17 protein-coding genes are annotated in these 17,807 nt (G+C 66.5%); 14 read left to right on the plus strand and 3 right to left on the minus strand.

Going from position 1 to position 17,807, the window contains the following annotated elements:
- Nucleotides 1-3: 3 nt before the first annotated feature.
- The 5 genes from lat (at nucleotide 4) to AB0N05_RS23050 (ending at nucleotide 5,870) form a co-directional block, all read left to right on the plus strand.
- Entirely contained in the window at nucleotides 4-1,344 is a 1,341-nt protein-coding gene (gene lat / locus AB0N05_RS23030) for an L-lysine 6-transaminase (RefSeq protein ID WP_364697675.1), read from the plus strand.
- Nucleotides 1,345-1,546: 202 nt separating this feature from the next.
- Complete coding sequence (locus AB0N05_RS23035; protein WP_364697677.1) at nucleotides 1,547-2,731, plus strand: YncE family protein; 1,185 nt, start codon at nucleotides 1,547-1,549, stop codon at nucleotides 2,729-2,731.
- A gap of 290 nt (nucleotides 2,732-3,021) precedes the next feature.
- Entirely contained in the window at nucleotides 3,022-4,662 is a 1,641-nt protein-coding gene (locus AB0N05_RS23040) for an acyl-CoA carboxylase subunit beta (protein WP_364697679.1), read from the plus strand.
- 208 nt (nucleotides 4,663-4,870) lie between these two features.
- On the plus strand, nucleotides 4,871-5,188 hold the full coding sequence (locus AB0N05_RS23045) for an acyl-CoA carboxylase subunit epsilon (RefSeq protein WP_364697917.1): 318 nt from the start codon (nucleotides 4,871-4,873) through the stop codon (nucleotides 5,186-5,188).
- Nucleotides 5,189-5,246: 58 nt separating this feature from the next.
- A complete protein-coding gene (locus tag AB0N05_RS23050) occupies nucleotides 5,247-5,870 on the plus strand; it encodes a nucleoside triphosphate pyrophosphatase (RefSeq protein ID WP_364697681.1) in 624 nt (207 codons plus the stop codon).
- On the opposite strand, the gene AB0N05_RS23055 is transcribed toward AB0N05_RS23050, so the two are convergent.
- A complete protein-coding gene (locus tag AB0N05_RS23055) occupies nucleotides 5,850-6,650 on the minus strand; it encodes a transcriptional regulator (protein WP_364697683.1) in 801 nt (266 codons plus the stop codon). The two genes, AB0N05_RS23050 and AB0N05_RS23055, sit on opposite strands and share 21 nt — an antisense overlap.
- Nucleotides 6,651-6,816: 166 nt before the next feature.
- On the opposite strand from AB0N05_RS23055, the gene AB0N05_RS23060 reads away from it, so the two are divergent.
- From AB0N05_RS23060 to AB0N05_RS23080, 5 genes are all read left to right on the plus strand, one after another.
- On the plus strand, nucleotides 6,817-7,713 hold the full coding sequence (locus AB0N05_RS23060; RefSeq protein ID WP_364697685.1) for a sulfurtransferase: 897 nt from the start codon (nucleotides 6,817-6,819) through the stop codon (nucleotides 7,711-7,713).
- A gap of 265 nt (nucleotides 7,714-7,978) precedes the next feature.
- The gene (locus tag AB0N05_RS23065; protein ID WP_364697687.1) at nucleotides 7,979-9,772 is read left to right on the plus strand and encodes a biotin carboxylase N-terminal domain-containing protein; all 1,794 of its coding nucleotides are present in this window, start codon (nucleotides 7,979-7,981) and stop codon (nucleotides 9,770-9,772) included.
- An 83-nt stretch (nucleotides 9,773-9,855) separates the two neighbouring features.
- Nucleotides 9,856-10,272: a DUF1707 domain-containing protein gene (locus AB0N05_RS23070; RefSeq protein WP_364697689.1), complete on the plus strand. Its 417-nt coding sequence runs from the start codon at nucleotides 9,856-9,858 to the stop codon at nucleotides 10,270-10,272.
- Nucleotides 10,259-10,603, plus strand: coding sequence for a hypothetical protein (locus AB0N05_RS23075; RefSeq protein WP_364697691.1), 345 nt, complete (start codon nucleotides 10,259-10,261; stop codon nucleotides 10,601-10,603). Before AB0N05_RS23070 ends, AB0N05_RS23075 begins: the two co-directional genes overlap by 14 nt.
- A 451-nt stretch (nucleotides 10,604-11,054) precedes the next feature.
- Nucleotides 11,055-11,858 carry a biotin--[acetyl-CoA-carboxylase] ligase gene (locus AB0N05_RS23080; protein ID WP_364697693.1) on the plus strand — a complete coding sequence of 268 codons (804 nt, stop codon included), beginning with the start codon at nucleotides 11,055-11,057 and terminating at the stop codon, nucleotides 11,856-11,858.
- A 34-nt stretch (nucleotides 11,859-11,892) separates the two neighbouring features.
- Here AB0N05_RS23080 and AB0N05_RS23085 read toward each other — a convergent pair whose 3' ends face one another.
- Both AB0N05_RS23085 and AB0N05_RS23090 read right to left on the minus strand, forming a co-directional pair.
- Nucleotides 11,893-13,347, minus strand: a complete 1,455-nt coding sequence (locus AB0N05_RS23085; RefSeq protein WP_364697695.1) for a protein kinase — start codon at nucleotides 13,345-13,347, stop codon at nucleotides 11,893-11,895.
- Nucleotides 13,348-13,455: 108 nt separating this feature from the next.
- Entirely contained in the window at nucleotides 13,456-14,409 is a 954-nt protein-coding gene (locus AB0N05_RS23090) for an acyl-ACP desaturase (RefSeq protein WP_364697697.1), read from the minus strand.
- Nucleotides 14,410-14,576: 167 nt separating this feature from the next.
- Here AB0N05_RS23090 and AB0N05_RS23095 point away from each other — a divergent pair, with 167 nt between their 5' ends.
- The 4 genes from AB0N05_RS23095 to AB0N05_RS23110 all read left to right on the plus strand — a co-directional run bounded on the left by AB0N05_RS23095 (nucleotide 14,577) and on the right by AB0N05_RS23110 (nucleotide 17,761).
- Complete coding sequence (locus tag AB0N05_RS23095) at nucleotides 14,577-15,122, plus strand: PH domain-containing protein (protein ID WP_364697699.1); 546 nt, start codon at nucleotides 14,577-14,579, stop codon at nucleotides 15,120-15,122.
- 9 nt (nucleotides 15,123-15,131) lie between these two features.
- Nucleotides 15,132-15,809, plus strand: a complete 678-nt coding sequence (locus tag AB0N05_RS23100) for a response regulator transcription factor (RefSeq protein ID WP_364697701.1) — start codon at nucleotides 15,132-15,134, stop codon at nucleotides 15,807-15,809.
- Between the two features lie 32 nt (nucleotides 15,810-15,841).
- Nucleotides 15,842-17,158: a HAMP domain-containing sensor histidine kinase gene (locus tag AB0N05_RS23105; protein WP_364697703.1), complete on the plus strand. Its 1,317-nt coding sequence runs from the start codon at nucleotides 15,842-15,844 to the stop codon at nucleotides 17,156-17,158.
- 189 nt (nucleotides 17,159-17,347) lie between these two features.
- Nucleotides 17,348-17,761 (plus strand): hypothetical protein, encoded by a 414-nt coding sequence (locus tag AB0N05_RS23110; RefSeq protein ID WP_364697705.1) that lies wholly within the window; start codon nucleotides 17,348-17,350, stop codon nucleotides 17,759-17,761.
- Nucleotides 17,762-17,807: the final 46 nt, after the last annotated feature.

The following is a 17,807-nucleotide window of genomic DNA, read 5'->3' on the forward strand; positions in this document are numbered from 1 at the left end:
CTGGTGACCCTCGAACTCGAACGGCTTGGGGCGGTTGCCGAACCGAACCTGGTCACCCCCGCCCGGGTGCATCAGATCCTGTCCGCGAGCATCCTCGCCGACGGCTTCGACCTAGTTCTCGACCTGCGAAAATCCCGAGGACGCCGACTGGTCGACGCCCGCGACGGCACGGCATACCTGGATATGTTCGGCTTTTTCGCGTCCTCGACGCTGGGCATGAACCATCCGGCACTGGTCGGTGACCGCCGCTTCCTCGCCAACCTCACCGCCGCCGCCCTCAATAAACCCAGTAACTCCGACGTCTACACCGTCGAGATGGCCCGCTTCGTGAAGACATTCGCGCGGGTGCTCGGCGATCCCCGGCTCCCGCACCTGTTCTTCATCGACGGTGGCGGCCTGGCCGTGGAGAACGCCCTCAAGGCCGCCTTCGACTGGAAGTCCCGGCACAATGAAATGCACGGGCGCGCAGCCGAACTCGGCACCAAGGTGCTACACCTGACCGGGGCATTCCACGGTCGCACCGGGTACACGCTCTCGCTCACCAATACCGATCCGGTGAAGACCGCGCGGTTCCCGAAGTTCGACTGGCCGCGCATCGACACGCCCTACGTCGGATCCGACCATCCGGATATCGAGGCGGCCGAACGGCACGCCCTCGAACAGGCCGAACGCGCCTTCGCCGAAAACCCGCACGACATAGCGTGTTTCATTGCCGAACCCATCCAGGGTGAGGGCGGCGACCGGCACCTGCGGCCGGAATTCCTGCGCGCCATGCAGGAGCTGTGCCACGCCAATGACGCCCTGTTCATCCTGGACGAGGTACAGACCGGCGTCGGCATGACCGGCACCACCTGGGCCTACGAGCAGCTCGGCCTGGAACCGGATGTGGTGGCCTTCGGCAAGAAGACGCAGGTGTGCGGCATCATGGCCGGCGGTCGCGTGGACGAGGTGCCCGACAATGTCTTCCACGTCAGCTCCCGGCTCAACTCCACCTGGGGCGGCAACCTCACCGATATGGTGCGCGCGCGTCGCATTCTCGAGGTCATGGAGCATGAAAACTTGGTGGACCGCGCCGCGGAACTGGGTGCACACCTGCTGGGCCGTCTGACCGAATTGTCCGCTGCCCATGCGGAAGTCACTGACCCGCGCGGCCGTGGCCTCATGTGCGCCGTCAACCTGGAATCCGCGGCTCGCCGCGACTCCGTGGTTACCCGGCTGCGCGAGGAAGAACACCTGCTGATCCTCGGCACGGGAGAGCGCGGCATTCGTTTCCGTCCACCGCTCACCGTGACGGTCGCCGAGCTCGACGAGGCGGTCGACGCACTGGAACGTGTATTGGGCTGAGCCGCAGGCATATTGAGTAATGACGGCACCCCCGGCACAGATTCTGCCCGGGGTGCCGTCCGTTCTGCCCTGATCGCACCCTTCGCCGGAAACGCCCGAGCTGCCGAGACACCCCGCAAACTTCCTGCGAAAGCCCAAGTAGCCCCCTACTATTCGGCTACATGTCAGCTCGCCGCCATACCGTTGTGGGACGGTGCAGCGCGTGATCGCGCGCCGTGCTCGCTACGGATTCATTGTGTCGATGGTCGTCCTCGCCGGATGCTCCGGTGGCAATGCCGGGACGGTGGACAAGACCACCGCCGCGCCGCCGCCGACGGCCCCCGCCGCCACACCGCAGGCGCAGGCGCTGCTGCCCGGCATGCCGCCGCCGCTCTCGCCGACCGATGTCTACGCGGGCACCCGCGAACTCAGCCCGGCGGTCGCCGATCATCTGCCGCGCGTCTACGTGCCCAATAGCGAGTCCAACACCATCACGGTGATCGACCCGGCCACCTTCCAGGTCGTCGACACCTACCCGGCGGGCGGGCGCGAACCGCAGCACGTGGTGCCGTCCTATGACATGCAGATGCTGTACGCCAATAACGACCTGCCGATCGGCAGCGGCAGCCTGCTCCCCATCGACCCGCGCACCGGCAAGCCCGGCGAGCCCATCCCGGTCCGCGACCCGTACAACATGTACTTCACGCCGGACGGGAAATACGCCCTCGTCGTCGCCGAAGCCGACCGTTCGCTGGATCTCTACGACCCGCACACTTGGCAGAAGCTGCACGATATCGCCGTCCCCGACTGTCCGGGCGTGAATCATATGGACTTCACCGCGGACGGCCGATCCGCCTTGGTCAGCTGCGAATTCAGCGGGCGCATGGCGGTGATCGACATTGCGAATCTCGCTCTGGTGCGCATGATCGATCTGCCCGACGGTCGATCCGGCAAACCTCAGGACGTGAAGCTCTCACCCGATGGGCGCACCTTCTATGTCGCCGACATGGTGGCCAATGGCATCTATGTCTTCGACGCGCAGACCTTCGAGAACACCGGGTTCGTCCCCACCGGTGGCGGCACCCACGGCCTCTACATCACTCGCGACTCCAAGGCCATGCTCATCACCAACCGCCATGAGGGCAGCATCTCGGTGTGGGACTTCGCCACCAATCAACTGGTTCGCAAATGGCCCATCCCCGGTGGCGGCAGTCCCGATATGGGCAACCTGTCCGCCGACGGCAGCGTCTTCTGGGTCTCGGGGCGCCACCACGGCGAGGTCTATGCCATCGACATCGTCAACTGGACGCTGCTCGCCCGCATCCCGGTCGGCAAGGGCTGCCACGGCCTCACCATCTGGCCCCAGCCCGGCCGCTACTCCACCGGTCACACCGGCGTCATGCGATAAACAACTCTCGTAGCTCTCAGGGGCTTCGCCCCCGAACCCCCTCGAGACTGTCGGGCTTCGCCCTGAACCCCCGGAATCGTTGTCTCGCATCGTGGTCGAGAACCGGACCGCTCGAGCCGTGCCGCTGAGCGGAATTGGACCCTACTTATTTCTGGGGGGTTCGGGTATTGGCGGGCCCGGAATAATGGCATCTACCAGGGGATTTTTACTGGCGGGTAGTCAATAACCGTACTCATGAGTAGGGATTCCGGGATTACCGGAGGCGCTTGGTACTGGTTACACTCCCGGTCATGACGAGTGTCCAGCAGCAGCCTTCGCCGGGGTCGGCGGGCGCCCCTGATATCCACACCACCGCCGGCAAGCTGGCGGACCTGCGTAATCGCCTGGATGAGGCCCAGCACCCGATGGGTGAGGCCGCGGTCGACAAGGTCCACGCCAAGGGCAAGATGACCGCGCGCGAGCGCATCCTTGCGCTGCTCGACGAGGGTTCTTTCGTGGAGCTGGACGCATTGGCGCGGCACCGCAGCGTGAACTTCGGCCTGGAGCATCAGCGTCCGCTCGGCGACGGCGTGGTGACCGGTTACGGCACCATCGACGGCCGCGACGTGTGCATCTTCTCCCAGGACGTCACCGTCTTCGGCGGTTCGCTGGGCGAGGTCTACGGCGAGAAGATCGTCAAGGTGATGGACCTGGCGCTCAAGACCGGCCGCCCGCTGGTCGGCATCAATGAGGGCGCCGGCGCGCGCATCCAGGAAGGCGTTGTCTCGCTGGGCCTTTACGGCGAGATCTTCCACCGCAATATCCAGGCCTCCGGCGTGATCCCGCAGATCTCGCTGATCATGGGCCCGGCCGCGGGTGGCCACGTCTACTCGCCCGCCCTGACCGACTTCGTGGTCATGGTCGACGGCACCTCGCAGATGTTCGTCACCGGCCCGGACGTGATCAAGACCGTCACCGGTGAGGAAGTCACCATGGAGGAGCTGGGCGGCGCCCACACCCACATGGTGAAGTCCGGTGTCGCGCACTACGTCGCCTCCGGCGAGCAGGACGCCCTCGACTACGTCAAGGACCTGCTGAGCTACCTGCCGAGCAATAACCGCGCCGAGGCCCCGCGCTTCCCGGCCACCGACCCGATCGACGGCGCCATCGAGGCATCCCTCACCGAGGACGACCTCGCGCTGGACTCGATCATCCCGGATTCGCCGAACCAGCCGTACGACATGCACGAGGTCATCAAGGCCCTGGTCGACGACGACGAGTTCCTCGAGGTGCAGGCCGAGCGCGCGATGAACATCATCGTCGGCTTCGCCCGCATCGACGGCCGCAGCGTCGGCTTCGTGGCCAACCAGCCCTCCCAGTTCGCGGGCTGCCTGGATATCGACGCCTCGGAGAAGGCCGCGCGCTTCGTGCGCACCTGCGACGCCTTCAATGTCCCGATCATCACCCTGGTCGACGTTCCGGGCTTCCTGCCCGGCACCGGCCAGGAGTTCAACGGCATCATTCGCCGCGGCGCCAAGCTGCTGTACGCCTACGGCGAGGCCACTGTGGGCAAGATCACAATCATCACCCGCAAGGCCTACGGCGGCGCGTACGACGTGATGGGCTCCAAGCACATGGGCGCCGACGTGAACCTGGCGTGGCCCACCGCACAGATCGCGGTGATGGGTGCCTCGGGCGCGGTCGGGTTCGTCTACCGTAAGCAGCTCAAGGATGCGGCGGCCGACGGCCAGGATGTCGACGCCCTGCGCCTCGAACTGCAGAACGAGTACGAGGACACCCTGGTGAACCCGTATGTGGCGGCCGAGCGCGGCTATGTGGACGCGGTCATCCCGCCGTCGCACACCCGCGGGCAGATCGTTTCGGCACTGCGCCTGCTCGAACGCAAGATGGTGACCATGCCGCCCAAGAAGCACGGCAACATTCCGCTCTGATTGTGCGATAAGCGCGGTATGAGGCGCACACTGACCTATTGGGCAGTTGCTTTGTACCGCGCACGATCGCCTCATCCGAGCAAAGATGGTTGATGTAGTGACCCTCGACGCCGAGGGTCGTAACGAATACCGTTTGCGGATCTTTACGTGAACCAAGCCGCGCGTCCCCGCGCGGCGATTGGACAGGAGGACTGGCGCTGTGACGACCATGGCTGATGAAGAAGTACTGCGCGCCGCCGAACTGGATCTAGCCGTCGATGACGAGTTGGTGGGCGCCGTCGATACTGCTGTCACCGAGGTCGAACTGACGAGTGGGGGGCCGGTCATCCAGGTCCTGAAGGGCAACCCGACCGACCTCGAACTAGCCGCTCTGGTGTCCGTGTTCGCCGCCGCGTCGGCGAGTGCCGCCGGGAATTCGGGCCCGCATGGCCCGGCCGACATGTGGGGCCGCCCGACCATGCTGCACCGCGGTTCTTCGCCGTTCTCGCCTTACGCCTTCCCGGCACTGTCGCACCTGCGCGACTGACCTGCGGCGTTCGAGTCGAATAGCAGCTCCCGTCACGTGGCCTGAGAGAATACGGCCCGTGACGACCTTCGTACTGGCTTCCCAGTCCCCGGCCCGGCTCGGCGTGCTCCGCAATGCGGGTGTCGAGCCGGTGGTCCGGGTTTCCCACGTGGACGAGAACGCGGTGGCGGCGGCATTGCCCGCGGGCACCGCGCCCGATCGAGTGGTGATCGAACTGGCCCGCGCCAAGGCGCGCGAGGTGGCCTCGACCCTCGGTGCCGAATTCCCGGATGCCGTTGTGGTCGGCTGTGATTCGATGCTGCTCGTGGACGGCATCCTGCAGGGCAAGCCGCTGACTCCCGAGGTGGCGCGCGTGCGCTGGGCCGAGATGGCCGGGCGCAGTGCGGATCTGCTCACCGGTCACTCCGTGCTCCGCATGCGCGACGGCGAGATCGTCGCCGAGGCCGCCGACTGCAGTTCCACCACAGTGCATTTCGCCAAGCCCGAGCCCGAGGAGCTGGACGCCTACATCGCGACCGGCGAGCCCTTGCAGGTCGCGGGCTCGTTCACCCTCGATGGCCTCGGCGGCTGGTTCGTGGACCGGATCGAGGGTGATCCGTCGAGCGTGATCGGCATCGGCCTGCCGCTGGTGCGCCGACTGCTCACCGAGGTGGACGTCGATCTAACGCAGTTGTGGGTCTGATCCGCGCAGCTGGGATTCCGCACCGCGCACCTGGGGATCCGGCGTGCGCAATTGCGGGGCGACGCGGCCGGTGGCGGGCGCCAATCGAGGTTCGCCGGTCGGGTCCGGAACGGTTCCCGGGCCGGGCACGGTGCTGTCCGGGCGGGCGGCGAGCAATTCCAGTCGCGCCACGCACAGTTCGGGTTCCACGAACGGGTGCAGGCGCACATTGACGGTGTCGCGGGCGCCATTGCGGTCCAGCACTTCGCGCATGAGCCCCAGATGCACGCCGCACACGACCTCGGAGTGACTGCGCGCGAGTTCGCGCAGCGGGCAGGCGGTCATCCGGATGAGGGATGACTCGTCGGTCTCGGCCGAGGGATCGCGTTCGGGGGCGAAGCCGAGCTCGGACATGAGGGTGACGGTCAGATCCTTGGCGTCTTCCAGGGTTTCCACGGGTTGATCCGCGGATTCCAGTTTCGCGCCCCAGGCGCGACCGGCCGCGATGGCGGCGTCGGAGCGGCGGCGCGGATCACTGCCCAGCTGGTCGGCGAGAACCTGTGCCAATTCCTGATAACCCACGGATCGCTGCACGGCGGTATAGCCGATGCGGGGACGGCCGCGACCGCGTGGCGGCTGCTGGAATTGCCGGACCAGGGATTCTCGGGTGAGGACATCCAAATGGAAACGAACCGTAGTCACATGCTGGCCGGTGACGCGCGCAAGTTCCTGTGCGTCGAGAGGCTCGCTGGCGCCACGTAGGATCGCGAGCAATCGCCGTCGCGGCCAAGAATCGGACATAGCTCACCCCTCCTCCCGGGAGACTTTATCGGATGAAGCTGCGCTTAATTCGCCCAATCACCCGATTCGTGATCTGAAACGAGTTTCGTTACCGCCACATGCCTACGATCGGTGTAGAGACTTTCCATCGCCGATACCAATCCCACCACGCGTGAAGGACCACACCGTGCCCGTAGCCCCGGATCCGCATCCCTCTTTCGGTTCCTACGCACATCCTCACCGACTAGTAACCACAGAGTGGCTGTCTGCAAACATCGGCGCGCCGGGGCTCAAGATCATCGAGTCCAACGAAGACATATTGCTATACGACATCGGGCATGTCCCGGGCGCCATCAAGATCGACTGGCGAACCGAGCTGATCGAGCCTTGCACGCGCGACCTCGTCGATGGTGAAACCTTCGCCGAACTCATGCGCATGAAGGGCATTACCCGCGACGACACCGTGGTCATCTACGGCGATAAGGCCAATGGCGCCGCGGCAGCCGCCCTGTGGGCGTTCAGCCTCTTCGGACACGAGGACGTGCGCCTGCTGGATGGCGGCCGCGACGCCTGGATCTCCGAGGGCCGCGACACCACCTTCGAGGTGCCCTCCGCCGGACTCGGCGACTATCCGACCGTCGAACGCGACGACAAGCCCGCCCGGGCCTTCCGCGAGGATGTCGTGGCGCACTTCGGCGGCCCGCTGGTCGATACCCGCGTCTTCGACGAGTACACCGGCGAACTGGTGGTCCTGGACCGCCCCGAGGAACAGGCCCTGCGCGCCGGGCACATCCCGACGGCCGTCAACATCCCCTGGACCTCCTCCGTCGGACCGGATGCGCGATTCCGCCCCCGCGCCGAGCTGGACGTCATCTACGGTGGGGTGTCCGAGGGGATCGCGCCCATGGTGTACTCCCGCATCGGGCGGTGGTCCGCGCACACCTGGTTCGTCCTCACCTACCTGCTGGGCGTGCATGGCGTGCGCAACTACGACGGCTCCTGGACCGAATGGGCCAATGCCGTCGGCGCGCCGATCACGACTGGCGAACAGCCGGGCGAGATACCCAAGATCGCCGCACGGTAGTTACACTCCGGGGCCTGAAACCGAAGAGACTCGGTGAAACCCCGGCGAGGCTTCTCGCTCAGTGGTTTCGTCGAAACCCTCGCGAGCTGACTTGCGATAGAAGTTCAGGGGAGGTTCTTTCTGAGTCCTCTTGCCCCTGAGAGTGACGAGAGTTGCATGCGTCACCTTTGCGGCCTACCCATGGGTAGGCCTATCCCGGTTCGGCGCTTGTTGGCAGACTGCCTACACTCGCCCAAGACGAAGTTTTCACAGCACAGGAGGCTCAGTGCCCAGCCATGCCAACGCGCAGATCACAAAGGTCCTCGTAGCCAACCGAGGCGAGATCGCCGTGCGCGTGATCCGGGCCGCCAAGGACGCCGGAATCGCCAGCGTCGCGGTGTATGCGGAACCGGACGCCGATGCGCCGTTCGTGAAGCTCGCCGATGAAGCCTTCGCGCTCGGTGGTCAGACCTCGGCCGAGTCGTACCTGGTGTTCGACAAGATCCTCGATGCCGCCGCCAAGGCCGGCGCGGACGCGATCCACCCGGGCTACGGCTTCCTTTCCGAGAACGCCGATTTCGCCCAGGCCGTGATCGATGCCGGTCTGATCTGGATCGGCCCCTCCCCGCAGTCCATTCGCGATCTGGGCGACAAGGTCACCGCGCGGCACATCGCTGAGCGCGCCAAGGCCCCGATGGCCGCGGGCACCAAGGACCCGGTCAAGAACGCCGACGAGGTCGTCGCGTTCGCCAAGGAGTTCGGTGTTCCGGTCGCGATCAAGGCCGCCTTCGGTGGTGGCGGTCGCGGTATGAAGGTCGCGCAGACCATCGAGGAGATCCCCGAGCTGTTCGACTCCGCCACCCGTGAGGCCGTCGCGGCCTTCGGTCGCGGTGAATGCTTCGTGGAGCAGTACCTGGACAAGGCCCGCCACGTCGAGGCGCAGGTGCTCGCCGACAAGCACGGCAATGTGATCGTGGTCGGCACCCGCGACTGCTCGCTGCAGCGCCGCTTCCAGAAGCTGGTCGAGGAGGCCCCGGCCCCCTTCCTGTCCGATGAGGTACGCGGCAAGATCCACGCTTCGGCCAAGGCCATCTGCAAGGAAGCGCACTACTACGGTGCGGGCACCGTGGAGTACCTGGTGCAGGGCGAGACGGTGTCGTTCCTCGAGGTCAACACCCGCCTTCAGGTCGAGCACCCGGTCACCGAGGAGACCGCCGGTATCGACCTGGTGCGTCAGCAGTTCCGTATCGCCGAAGGCCATGAGCTGGAACTGAAGTCGGATCCGACCCCGCGCGGCCACTCCTTCGAGTTCCGCATCAACGGTGAGGACGCGGGCCGCGGTTTCATGCCCGCTCCCGGCCCGGTCGTCGTCTACAAGGAGCCCGCGGGCCCCGGTGTGCGCGTGGACTCCGGCGTGGTCGAGGGCAGCGTCATCGGCGGCCAGTTCGACTCCATGCTTTCCAAGCTGATCGTCACCGGCGAGAACCGCGAGCAGGCGCTGCAGCGTGCGGCTCGTGCGCTGGCCGAGTACCAGATCGAGGGCCTGGCCACCGTTCTTCCGTTCCACCGCCACATTGTCGAGAACCCCGCGTTCATCGGTGACGGCACCAAGTTCGACGTCTACACCAAGTGGATCGAGAACGACTGGACCAACACCATCGAGCCGTACACCGGTGGTGTGGTGCTCGAGGACGACGAGGAAGCTCCCCGCCAGAAGGTGGTCGTCGAGGTCGGCGGCCGTCGCCTCGAAGTGTCGCTGCCGGGCCAGTTCTCGGTCGGTGCCGCCGCCGCGAGCAATGGCGCGGGCGTCGTCCGCAAGAAGCCGAAGCCGCGCAAGCGTGGTGGCGCGGCCGGTGCCGGTGCCTCCGGTGACGCCGTGACCGCGCCCATGCAGGGCACCGTCGTCAAGGTCGCCGTCGAAGAGGGTCAGTCCGTCGAGGCGGGCGATCTGGTCGTCGTGCTCGAGGCCATGAAGATGGAGAACCCGGTCACCGCGCACAAGGCCGGTGTCATCACGGGCCTGTCCGTCGAGGCCGGTGCCGCCATCACCCAGGGCACCGTGCTCGCCGAGATCAAGTAGCCTTCCTGGATTTTCCGAATGGGGTCGCTCACTTCACCTGAGCGGCCCCATTCGTTTCCGCTCTCTCGCGCTAAGGTCGGAACATGGCTGAACCACCGGACATTCGCATCGGCACCGCAGAGCGTGAGGATGCCATGAAGCGGTTGTCCGATCATTTCGCGGCGGGGCGGCTCAGCGTGGCCGAGTTCGATGAGCGCAGCGGAATCATCGCGGCTTCGTTGACGCGCGGGGATCTGGCGAAGGTGTTCACGGATCTTCCGGATCCGGTGTCCATGACCAAAGCGGTTCCGGCGCAGCGGGAGTCCCGGTTCGGGACGCAGTGGCCGGAGCGGGCGATGCCGGTGATCACCATTGCGATGGTGATTCTGTTCTTCATTACGCATCAGTGGCTGGTGTTCCTGGTTATTCCGCTGGCGGGGGCGGTGTTGTTCGGGAGCCGGGATCGGCAGCTGCGGCATGATCGGCGCAGGCAGCGGGGGAGGTCTGATGGAACCGATTGAGATCAATGCGGGCGGTTGGTATTTGCGGGCCCTGCGCGCCGATGAGCGGATCGACGATCGGCCCGCCCTTGCCGACGGTGGTATTACCGATCCGGATTATGTGGACCGCCGCACCGCGGAATGGGGGGATGAGACCCACTTCTCGTGGGCGGTCTGCGTGCCGACGACCGCCGAGATGGTCGCCGAGATCGGTGTGACTCCGGGCAGTGACGGCACCGCGGCGGTGGTCGGCTGGGCGCGTGCGGGTTATGACGCGGCGCTGTCGGACGGGCTCGATTCGGTCCGCCGTTTCACCGCCGGGGCCCTCGGGCTGGAACCGCGCGACGCCTGATCGTTTGTCCGGACCGGAAAAGTTACCGATCCGAATCTTCCGCTCTGACCTGCATTTGAACTGTCCTGATCAAGATTTTCGGTCAAAAACAGTTCGTATCCCACCCCTGTGCCAGTGGACTCTGGAGTCGCATCCGAAACCGCTACAGGGGAGACGGTTATGTGGGGCTGGAGTAGACATCAAACAGATCGAGCGACAGCGGCATCGTTCACCAATTGGCGGGTCACCGACCCGAAGCCGACGGTGACCGATCCCGATTTCCGCACCGAACGTCCGGGGGACGACGACGCCTCCTCGGAGCTCACTTATGACGATGTACTCATGTTCGGCATGGCGATTCCGGTAATGCGGTAGGGAGTACGTCATGGGGCCCGGCGGCGGATGGCGATTGCCACTCCGCCGCCGCGTCCGTTTCGGGGCGGGAAAACAGGAGTGGAGTAGCCTGCGGGGCATGAGCAGGGCACCCCTGGATGTGGAGCGATTGCGGCGCGATGTCGCCGGATCGGCACCGTCGAGCTTCTTCACCGAGATCGACGTGGTCGAGACGACCGGTTCGACCAATGCGGATCTGGTTGCGCGGGCCATGGATTCAGTGCAGGCCGATCGCCTCGTGCTGATCGCGGAGGCGCAGGAGCGCGGGCGCGGGCGGCACGAACGGGTGTGGGTGAGCCCGCCGCGGGCGCAACTGGCCATGTCGATGCTGGTCCGGGTGCGCGGTATCGATCCGGCGGTGCTGGGCTGGCTGCCGCTGCTGACCGGGGTCGCGGTGGTCGACGCGGTGCGGGCCGACACCGGGGTGAAGGCGGCCCTGAAATGGCCGAACGATGTACTGGTCGAGGGCCGTAAGTTGGCCGGGATTCTGGCCGAGATCGCCGCCGCGGGCGCGGATCCGGCGGTCGTTGTCGGCGTCGGGGTGAACGTCAGCCTGACCCTGGCGGAACTGCCTGTCCCGCACGCCACTTCGCTGGAGCTGTCCGGCGCTCCCGAAACGGACCGCACCGAATTGGCGGTTGCGATTCTGCGCGAGTTCGCGCACCGCTTCACGGCCTGGGAAGCTGCGGGCTGGGATATCACCGAGCTCGCCGCCGCCTACCGGGAGCGCTGCTCGACCATCGGCGCCCAGGTGCGCGCCGAACTCCCCGGCGGTGAGACGCTGACCGGCGTCGCCACCGGCGTGGACGAGAACGGCCGCCTGCTGATCGGCGATCGCGCCGTGTCCGCGGGCGACGTCACCCATCTGCGCGCCGAATACTGAACCACCGCACTCACACTCGCGGGTGACGGGGCCGCTAGTGCGGTTTAGTGGGCTTACCGTTCTCGGGCTTGTCATGATTCCCGTTCCCGTTCCCATTGCCATTGCCGTTGCCGTTGCCGTTCGGGTTGGCATTGGGGTTGGCGTTGCCGGTCTGCTGGCCGGGGAAGGTCGGGATCGGAATCTGGAATGGGAGGGTGGCTTCGGTCGTCGTCGGAGGACCGGTGGGGGCCGAAGTCGCCGGTGCCGACGTGGCCGGGGCCGAAGTCGCCGGGGCCGATTGCGGATTCGAGGTCTGCGGTGATTCGGTGCGCCCGCGCCCGGAGGTCGGTGGCAGCACCGGAGCCTCGGATTCGGTCGAGATCACCTGTTGCGGTGTCGGTTGCGGCTGTGTCGGCGAATCCCGGTTGGTGAGCACCATTGTCACCACCGCGGCGGCGATCGCGGCGAGGGCCAGCGCGGCGGCGAGCCGGGGCTTACCCTTCGGCAGGCCGGACTTGTGTTCTGCCGGTGCGGATTCGGCGGCTCCCGCGCTCAGTGCTCGGACACTGGCCGCCCGGCCGAAACCGCTCGGCGTGACCGTGCTGACGGGCGGGAGCGGTTTCGTCCCTCCCGCGGCGAGGGGAGTGGTGGCCGCTGCCGCCGCGACCTCGGGAATCGGAGTGGTCGGCGCGACGGGCGCGCGGGTCAGCGCGGTGCGGGCGGCGGCCGCGAGTTCACCCGCGCTGGGGTAGCGCAGACTCGGGTTCTTGGCCATGGCGCGGGCAATGACGTCGTCGAGTTCGGCCGGTACCTCCGGATTGGTTTCCCCGGCGCGCGGCGGATCGGCGGTGAGATGGGCGTGCATCTGCCGGGCCGGATCGGTAGCGCGGAAGGGTCTTCGCCCGGTGAGGCATTCGTGCAGTACACAGCCGAGCGAGTAGATATCCGAACGCGCGGTGGCCGTCCCGGTGAACCGTTCGGGCGCCATATAGGCCGGGGTGCCGATCACGAAGCCGGTGCGGGTGATGGTCGGGTGCCCGGTTTCCTGTGCGGTGCCGAAGTCGATGAGATAGGCGAAGCCGCTGGGCATCACGACAATATTGGACGGTTTGATATCGCGGTGGATCAGTCCGCGGCGGTGCGCTTCATCGAGCGCCGCGGCGGGCTGGGAAAGGATGTCGACGGCCGTCGCGGGTGGCAGCGGGCCCTCGGTGCGCAGCAGCAGGCCCAGATCGGTGCCGTCGATCAGGGCCATATCGATGTAGAGGCGGCCCTCGTGCTCACCGAAGGTGTGGATGGGCACGATGTGCGGTTCGCGCAGCCGGGCCGCCGCGCGTGCCTCGCGCTGGAATCGCTGCCGGTAGACCGGGTCGGTGGACAGTTCCCGGGCCAGCACCTTCAGGGCGACGGTGCGGTCGGTGCGGGTGTCGTGCGCCCGCCAGACCTGCCCGGTTCCGCCACTGCCCAGCAGTGTTTCGAGTCGGTAGGGGCCGAATGATGTGTCCCCCATGAGAAGTCCTCTCGTGACGGATGCTTCTCATGGGGGACTACCCCGTTTCTTGAAAAATGCGCAGCTTGAAGAATGCGCAGTTTGAAGAATGCGCAGCTTGGAAAATGCTCACACAGGCTGAAGCTGGCCGCGGGCGGCTTCGCGGGCGAGCAGCCGGTCGCGCTGCTCCTCGAACTTGGCCACATCGCTCTCCAGCTTGGCCACATACCCGGCGAGGATCTCGCGGGATTGTTCCCCGCGCGCGCCGAAGTCATTGCGCTCGAAGACATTCCAGATCTTGAGCACCGGCTGCACCACTTCCTCGAGGTGCTGGCGCAGGTCGTAGATGCCGTGCTTGGCCATGATCACGCCATTGCGCCGGAAGTTCGGCATGCCCGCGCCGGGCATGACGAAGTTGGTGAGCACCTTGGTGATCGCCTCGATCGCCTGATCGGGGACCAGGTCCAGGCCCGCGCCGCAGAGTGTGCGGTAGAAGATCATGTGCAGGTTCTCGTCGGCGGAGATGCGCTGCAGCATGCGGTCGGCGATGGGGTCATTGCAGACCTTGCCGGTATTGCGGTGCGAGATGCGGGTGGCGAGCTCCTGGAAGGTCACATAGGCGACGTTCTCCAGGAAGCCGCCCCAATCGTCGGGGGACTGCGCGCCATTGGTCATATGGATCATCCGCGCCTCTTCCAGGGCCACCGGATCCACGCCCCGGGTGACCACCAGATAGTCGCGCATGACGATGCCGTGCCGGTTCTCCTCCGCCGTCCAGCGGCCGACCCAGGTGCCCCACGCCCCGTCCTGGGAGAAGTTCTCGGCGATCTCGCGGTGGTAGGAGGGCAGATTGTCCTCGGTGAGCAGATTGGTGACCATGGCGATCTTGGCGACCTCGCTGAGCGTCGATTGCGAGGGGTCCCAGTCCTCGCCACCCATGGCCGCGAAATTGCGGCCCTGGTCCCACGGCACATAGTCGTGCGGGTGCCAGTCCTTGGCCATGGACAGGTGGCGGTTCAGGTTCTGCTCGGCCACCGGTTCGAGTTCTTGGAGAATCTGATGCTGGGTCAACTCTCGGGTCACACACGCCTCCTGAGTCTTGCGCCGGGTGAAACGGCCGGGATGGTGTTGCGCGGGATTGCGAGAAACGGCAGATCGTGGTCGAGGATGCTACCGGTGCGGCACGATTGTGCTCCAGACCGCTGGTCGGCGTGAGGCATTCTGACATCTCCACGCGCTACTGTTCCAGCATGGGTTATCCGGATGAGGCTCTCGCGCCGGAGGAACGGCTGTTACTGCATCGGCATCCGCATTGGAAGATGTTGTTCTGGCCCGCTGTGACTTTCATCCTGATCACCGCATTGGCCGGATTCGGTGCGGGAGTGGCGGCGCGCAATACCGAAGGCACGCTGGGCACCGCTCTGTTGCTCGCCATTCTGGTGGTGTGGCTGGCGATTGTGCTGTGGCGCAGTATCGCCCCGCTGCTGCGCTGGAAGTCGACGCACTTCATCATCACCGATCGCCGGGTGCTGATCCGCCAGGGCGTGCTCACGCATACCGGAATCGATATTCCGATGAATCGGATCTCGAATGTGCAGTTCCGGCACGGACTGTTCGACCGCATGCTGGGCACCGGCACGCTGATCGTCGGCTCGGCGTCGGAGGATCCGCTGGAGTACGACGACATCCCGCAGGTGCAGAAGGTGCACGCGCTGCTCTATCACCAAGTCTTCGATGTGGTGCAAAACAATACGAACGGCGGCGGCTACAACGGTTCGCCCGGCGGTTACCCGTAGTCTTATCCCGTGACCGCTGTACTGCTGGCCGAAGACGACGAGGCCATTGCCGCGCCGCTGTCGCGAGCGCTGGGTCGTGAAGGCTATTCGGTGACCGTCGAGAGTTACGGTCCCGCCGTGCTGGAACGGGCCCTCGAGGGCGGTCACGACCTGCTGATTCTCGACCTCGGCCTACCCGGAATGGACGGGCTGGAGGTGTGCCGCCAGGTGCGTGCGCGCGGCGCCGATCTGGCCGTGCTCATGCTCACCGCCCGCACCGACGAGGTGGACTTCGTGGTCGGCCTGGACGCGGGGGCCGACGACTATGTCGGCAAACCGTTCCGGCTGGCCGAACTCCTGGCCCGGGTGCGGGCGCTATTGCGCCGCAGCGGAATCGGCGATGAGGCGGTGGAGGTCGGCGGCATTCGCCTCGAACCCGCGGCGCGCCGGGTGCTGGTGAACGGCGTCGAGGTGAATCTCGCCAATAAGGAATACGAACTACTCAAGGTGCTCATCGACCGCGCCGGGCAGGTGGTTTCGCGCGAGACCATTCTGCGCGAGGTGTGGGGCGATGCCGATTTGCGTGGTTCCAAGACCCTCGATATGCATATGTCGTGGTTACGGCGCAAGATCGGCGACGAGGGGCCGGTGGCGGAGCGCCGGATCGTCACCGTGCGCGGCGTAGGCTTCCGCTTCAATACCGATTAGCCGGGCATCCAGCGAAGCGAGGCATCTCGACGATGAGACGCAGAATCTTGCTGTCCATGGTGGCCGCCCTGACCCTCACCACACTGGTGCTCGGGGTGCCGCTGGCCTTCACGGCCTGGCAGTGGGTGGAGGACATCACCCGCAATGAACTGCGCAATCGCCTCGACCGCATTGCCGTGGAGGTGGTGGCGCAGGAACGCGACGACGGGCTCGTGCACGGGACCCTGGACCTGCGCTCGGTCGTACCGCTGATACCGGAGAACGGCCGATTGACCATCGTGTATCCGACGCCGCAGGACAATGCCTCACGCATAGATTCGGGCTCGGAGGCGGTGCGCGATCCGCTGGTGGAATCCCTGGCCATGGGCACCTCCGGTTCGCTGCGGCTGGAAACCCCTTCCGCCCCTATGCATTCCATGCAGCGGCAGGCGCTGGGCGCGGTGCTGGGCCTGGTGCTCATCTCGCTCGGCGCGGGCATCGCGGTGGCCGTGGTGACCGCGCGCCGGGTGGCCGATCCGTTGCGGGATGTGGCGGGCCGGGCCGCGCGCCTGGCCATGGGCGACTTCCGCGCCGATCCGCGCCGTCACGGCATCACCGAACTGGATCGCGTCTCGGACGTGCTGGATTCGGCGACCGTGGAGATCGCGGGCCGCCTGCAACGCGAGCACGCACTGGTCGCGGACGTCTCCCATCAGCTGCGCAGCCGACTGACCGCGGTGCGCCTGCGCCTGGACGAATTGTCCACGCACACCGATCCGGCCGTGGTGCACGAGGCCGAAGAGGCCATGGCACAGGTGGATCGGCTCACCGACGCCATCGACGAACTCGTCCGCGCCTCCCGCGACGAGGGCGCGGCCGAACGCGATCCGGTCCCCGTGGTCGCGGAACTCCGTGGCGTAGTGGCGGAATGGCGGCACCCCTTCGCCGAGGCGGGCCGCAAACTGGTCCTGCTCGGCGACCCCACCCTCCGCGCCCCCGTGACCGGATCCCGCCTGCGCGAGGCCGTCGCCGTCCTCGTCGACAATGCCCTCATGCACGGCGGCGGCACCTGCACCGTCTCCGTGCGCACCGTCCCCGGCGTCCGCGACGACCGCGACCCCCTGGTCTGCGTCGAGATCGCCGACGAAGGCGACGGTGTCCGAGACGAACTGGCCCCCCACATCTTCGACCGCGGCTTCTCCGCCGCAGGCTCCACCGGCGTAGGCCTGGCCCTCGCCCGAGCCCTCATCGAAGCCGACGGCGGCCGCCTCGAACTCCAACGCCGCCGCCCCGCCCTCTTCGCAGTCTTCCTCGGCTCCTCCTCAGCCCCCCAGCGCTCTCCGAACAGCACCATGGCCGAACCACGCTGAGATCGCTTCCTCTGGGGGGTCGGGGGCTTGGCCCCCGAACCCCCTTTTCCTATCGGGGGTGTGGGGGCGAAGCCCCCATTTCTAACTCTTTTCTAACCATTGGTTAGCGGCAGCTGAGAAATCGCTCCATACCTTCGGACTCGTTCAAGGAAACCGGTGAGCAATCACCGGCGAGACGAAGGAGAACTCATGCAGAAGAGCACGATTCGCCGCGGCATCATCGCGGGCGGCATTGCCGGGGCCGCTGCCATCGGCGCACTGGCCGGGCCCGCGGTCGCGAATGCCGCCGAACCGGGCGCGATCACCGCCCCCACGCTGCCCACGGTCGAGGCGTCGCCGGACACCGCCATCTCGGTCACCCAGAATGCGGACGGCACCCTGGTGGTCGAGCGCCCGGGTCCGGACGGCACGATCTACGCCGAGCCCGCGCAGCTTGCCGACGACGGCACGATTTCCGTCCGGCCCGGGCAGCCGGGGCCGCAGAACACCATCACCATCGGCCCGGCGGTTCCGGCCCGGCCGGGACAGCCCGGGCCGGAGTTCATGCCCGCGATTCCATTGCAGCCCGCGCAGCCGCTGCCGTCCACAGGAAGTGCCGGCTGATCGGGTTTGCCTGAGGTTTACTGCTCGCTCGCGTCAGTATCGTCGG

Source organism: Nocardia sp. NPDC051030, assembly GCF_040683015.1.
GTDB lineage: Bacteria > Actinomycetota > Actinomycetes > Mycobacteriales > Mycobacteriaceae > Nocardia.

Bases quoted from the DNA above. Each gene is read 5' to 3' on its own strand.
- AB0N05_RS23080 (WP_364697693.1), top strand. From the start codon at position 11,055: ATGAGCAGGGCACCCCTGGATGTGGAGCGATTGCGGCGCGATGTCGCC.
- AB0N05_RS23085 (WP_364697695.1), bottom strand. From the start codon at position 13,347: ATGGGGGACACATCATTCGGCCCCTACCGACTCGAAACACTGCTGGGC.
- AB0N05_RS23105 (WP_364697703.1), top strand. From the start codon at position 15,842: ATGAGACGCAGAATCTTGCTGTCCATGGTGGCCGCCCTGACCCTCACC.
- AB0N05_RS23110 (WP_364697705.1), top strand. From the start codon at position 17,348: ATGCAGAAGAGCACGATTCGCCGCGGCATCATCGCGGGCGGCATTGCC.
- AB0N05_RS23045 (WP_364697917.1), top strand. From the start codon at position 4,871: ATGGCTGATGAAGAAGTACTGCGCGCCGCCGAACTGGATCTAGCCGTC.
- AB0N05_RS23070 (WP_364697689.1), top strand. From the start codon at position 9,856: ATGGCTGAACCACCGGACATTCGCATCGGCACCGCAGAGCGTGAGGAT.
- AB0N05_RS23075 (WP_364697691.1), top strand. From the start codon at position 10,259: ATGGAACCGATTGAGATCAATGCGGGCGGTTGGTATTTGCGGGCCCTG.
- AB0N05_RS23095 (WP_364697699.1), top strand. From the start codon at position 14,577: ATGGGTTATCCGGATGAGGCTCTCGCGCCGGAGGAACGGCTGTTACTG.
- AB0N05_RS23055 (WP_364697683.1), bottom strand. From the start codon at position 6,650: ATGTCCGATTCTTGGCCGCGACGGCGATTGCTCGCGATCCTACGTGGC.
- AB0N05_RS23040 (WP_364697679.1), top strand. From the start codon at position 3,022: ATGACGAGTGTCCAGCAGCAGCCTTCGCCGGGGTCGGCGGGCGCCCCT.